The organism is Arthrobacter sp. 2YAF22_2, assembly GCF_052114645.1.
Taxonomy (GTDB): domain Bacteria; phylum Actinomycetota; class Actinomycetes; order Actinomycetales; family Micrococcaceae; genus Arthrobacter.
The window spans coordinates 1-2,838 of record NZ_JBFRFD010000471.1 but is presented as its reverse complement, the minus strand read 5'-3'; the positions used below and the strand labels follow the sequence as shown (position 1 = coordinate 2,838).

The 2,838-nt window shown below is 68.3% G+C and carries 3 protein-coding genes and 1 pseudogene; 2 read left to right on the top strand and 2 right to left on the bottom strand.

Going from position 1 to position 2,838, the window contains the following annotated elements:
• Positions 1-620, bottom strand: a pseudogene (locus tag AB4Y86_RS16005) (bifunctional riboflavin kinase/FAD synthetase); the annotation flags it as partial.
• A 234-nt stretch (positions 621-854) separates the two neighbouring features.
• Here AB4Y86_RS16005 and AB4Y86_RS16000 point away from each other — a divergent pair.
• Both AB4Y86_RS16000 and AB4Y86_RS15995 read left to right on the top strand, forming a co-directional pair.
• Positions 855-1,709: a DUF937 domain-containing protein gene (locus tag AB4Y86_RS16000; protein WP_441403171.1), complete on the top strand. Its 855-nt coding sequence runs from the start codon at positions 855-857 to the stop codon at positions 1,707-1,709.
• A gap of 86 nt (positions 1,710-1,795) precedes the next feature.
• Complete coding sequence (locus AB4Y86_RS15995; RefSeq protein ID WP_441403170.1) at positions 1,796-2,215, top strand: hypothetical protein; 420 nt, start codon at positions 1,796-1,798, stop codon at positions 2,213-2,215.
• Positions 2,216-2,248: 33 nt separating this feature from the next.
• Here AB4Y86_RS15995 and AB4Y86_RS15990 read toward each other — a convergent pair.
• Positions 2,249-2,838: adenylate kinase (locus tag AB4Y86_RS15990; protein ID WP_441403169.1), on the bottom strand; the 590-nt coding region annotated here is incomplete at its 5' end.

Below are 2,838 nucleotides of genomic sequence, written 5' to 3'. Positions count from 1 at the left end.
CGGTGCGGCCGTCCCAGGACGGCGGCTGCGGTGGCGACGTCGCCCTGACGCAGCGCTTCCCGCACCCAGGACGAAGAACACCGGCGGTCGCTCGAGCCGCCGTCGTGGTCGGTGCCCTCGCTGCGGTGCACCGGGTAGCCTTCGGAACCAAACTCACTGATGACCTGAACCTCGAAGCCGAGCTTCGCCCCCAGCTCCTTCATCGTGTCCAAATCCCCCGAGTTGCCGCGCCCGAAGCGGGTGTCGTGGCCGATAACCACGTGGCTGGCCTTGAGCGCGTCGACGAGCACGGAGGAAACAAACTCCTCCGGCGTGAGGCTGGCCAGTTCGAGCGAGTACTTCATCACCAGGATGGCGTCCAGGCCCAGTTCGCCGAGGGCAGCGAGCTTGTCCTCCAGACCCATGATCAGCTCGGGGGCGGATTCGGGGCGGTGAACTTGCGCCGGGTGCGGATCGAAGGTGATCGCGACGGCGCGCGCCTGGTTCAGGCGCGCGGTGCGGATGAGCTGCGAGAGCACCTGTTGGTGGCCGCGGTGCACGCCGTCGAAGTTGCCGATTGTGACCACGGACGGGCCGAAGCCAGCCGGGACCTCGGACAAATCGTTCCAGATGTGGACCATCTACCTCGCCTTTTGCTGCCTGCAATGAACTCCCCCGGAGTGGTCGGGCCGGCTCCGGAACTCTCTAAGATTACCCGCAATCATCCCGGTTCACGGACGCCAGCCGACCCCTCGGCGGACCCTTCCGGCTCGTCAGCCCCGGGTCTACGATGCAAGGGCACGAGTCCTGCGACGGCGATGCGGCCGCCGCCGCCAAGAATGCCCGCGGGCTGCCCGCGGCTGAAGGAGAAGAACATGACTGAACTCCAGGACATCCTCGGGCAGATCCCGGTCGACCAGATCGCCGGCATGCTCGGGACGGACCGGCAGACGGCCAAGACGGCGGTGGAGGCTGCGGTGCCCACGCTTCTCGCGGGGCTGCACAACAACGCGCAGGCGCCCGACGGCGCGGCTTCCTTGGAGTCCGCGCTCGGCCAGCACCGGAACGGGTTGCTCGACGGCGGCGTGGACGCGGCCCAGGTGGACACGGCCGACGGCGAGAAGATCGTGAACCACGTATTCGGCGGCCAGCAGGACCAGGTGGCCCAGCAACTGGCGGGCACGACGCAACTCGGCGGGGTGGGCGGCGACCTGGTCCGCAAGCTACTTCCGATGCTGGCACCGATCGTCATGTCCTACCTTGCCAACAAGGTTTTGGGCGGACGCGGCCAATCGGGCGGCGGTATCGGCGGAGGGCAGTCCGGCACACAGTCCGGGGGCGGCGGAATTGATCTGGGCGGCATCCTCGGCGGGATTCTCGGCGGCGGTGCGGGCGGCGCCGGCGGCTTGGGTGGTCTGGGCGGCATCCTTGGCGGGCTTCTCGGCGGGGGCGCGGGCGGCGGGCAGCAGCGCACGGCAAGCGGCACCGCCGCCCCGGACCCTGGCAGTCCCGCCGGTAATTTCCCCGGCAATGCCGAGGAGCCAGGGCTGCAGCCCCAGGCAGCAGGGCCAGAGCAGCCGGACGACGGCGGCCCCCGCCCCGGCGAGTTGATCGACGTCGACCTCCCCGGCCAGCAGCAGGCGGACGCGCCGCAGGACGAACAGGAGGACACGCGGAAGAACGAGGGCGGCCTCGGCGGTTTGTTAGGCGGTCTTTTCGGGAAGAAATAGAGGGGCCCGAACGGCTGGAACACCGGGAGGTGGGCCCGCGGCACTGCTAGAGTCGGCGGTAATTCGGCTCATTGTTGGGGGACACTTTGAAGAACAGGCTCTTGGCCGCCGTCGTGCTGGCCCTTGTATCGGTTGGTGCGCTGAGCGCCTGCGGTGTCCAGTCCGCCGCCAGCGTGCAACCGGAGCGATCCGGGCAGTCCACAACGTCCCGGCTCGACGGCCACGTCGGCGGGTACGAAGGCTGGTGGAACGCCACGCCGGCCTCCGGGGCCACCGCGGCGCTTCCGCAGGAAACTGTTGCCGTCAACACCGAGACGAACCAGGTGGTGGACGCCTTCAACCGCAGGATCAACGATGCGGGCCGACCCACCAAGCTCTCAGACGTGAGATACACCGTCACGCCGGACACGGCGTGGCCGGAACACTCCGTCGTCATTATCGACACAGCCACGGACCGAGTAATTGCGGACTTCCGGGTAGACGCTAAGGGCGAGCCGATCCGCTAAGGCCGGCGTGGACCGGCGGAGCGCTGTGCCGGACTACCGGCCGGGCTGGGGCCCCGCATCCGAGAGCCGCTGGAGCCACGATTCGAGTTCGCGGGGATGGCGGAAGAGCAGGACCTCGGCGTTGCCTGGGGCGTTTCGCAGTGAGCGCATGACCTGCCGCTTACGGCTGAAGGAGCGAAAATGCCAGCCAATGATCGAGTCGCGCGCGAAGAGTCGTTTGAAGGATTCCTGGTTGCCGTTGCAGACTTCTTCCCGGGCGATGACCCGGCGGACCGAGCGGCGGATCAGCCTGAGCAGCGAAAGCCACCGCGGATAGTCCAGTCCCACGATCAATTCCGCTCGGGGGACGATGAGGTCACGCCACACTCCATAGGCACTGTCGAGGACCCACTGATCCTGGGCCGCGATACGCGCTGCCAGTTCCCGCTGCTCGTCGGTGCTCGGTTGCCGCCACCCCGGAAGCCAGCCGACGTCGTCGTCGGCGGAGAATTCGGGCAGCCCCGTGCGGTCCGCATAGGCGCGGGCCGCGGAGGATTTGCCGCTTCCGGTGACGCCATAGAAGAGGACCCGTGAGGGGGCAGTGGTCGGGTTCCGGGGGTGCACGCACATCAGCATGCCACACT

Bases quoted from the DNA above. Each gene is read 5' to 3' on its own strand.
- AB4Y86_RS16000 (WP_441403171.1), top strand. From the start codon at position 855: ATGACTGAACTCCAGGACATCCTCGGGCAGATCCCGGTCGACCAGATC.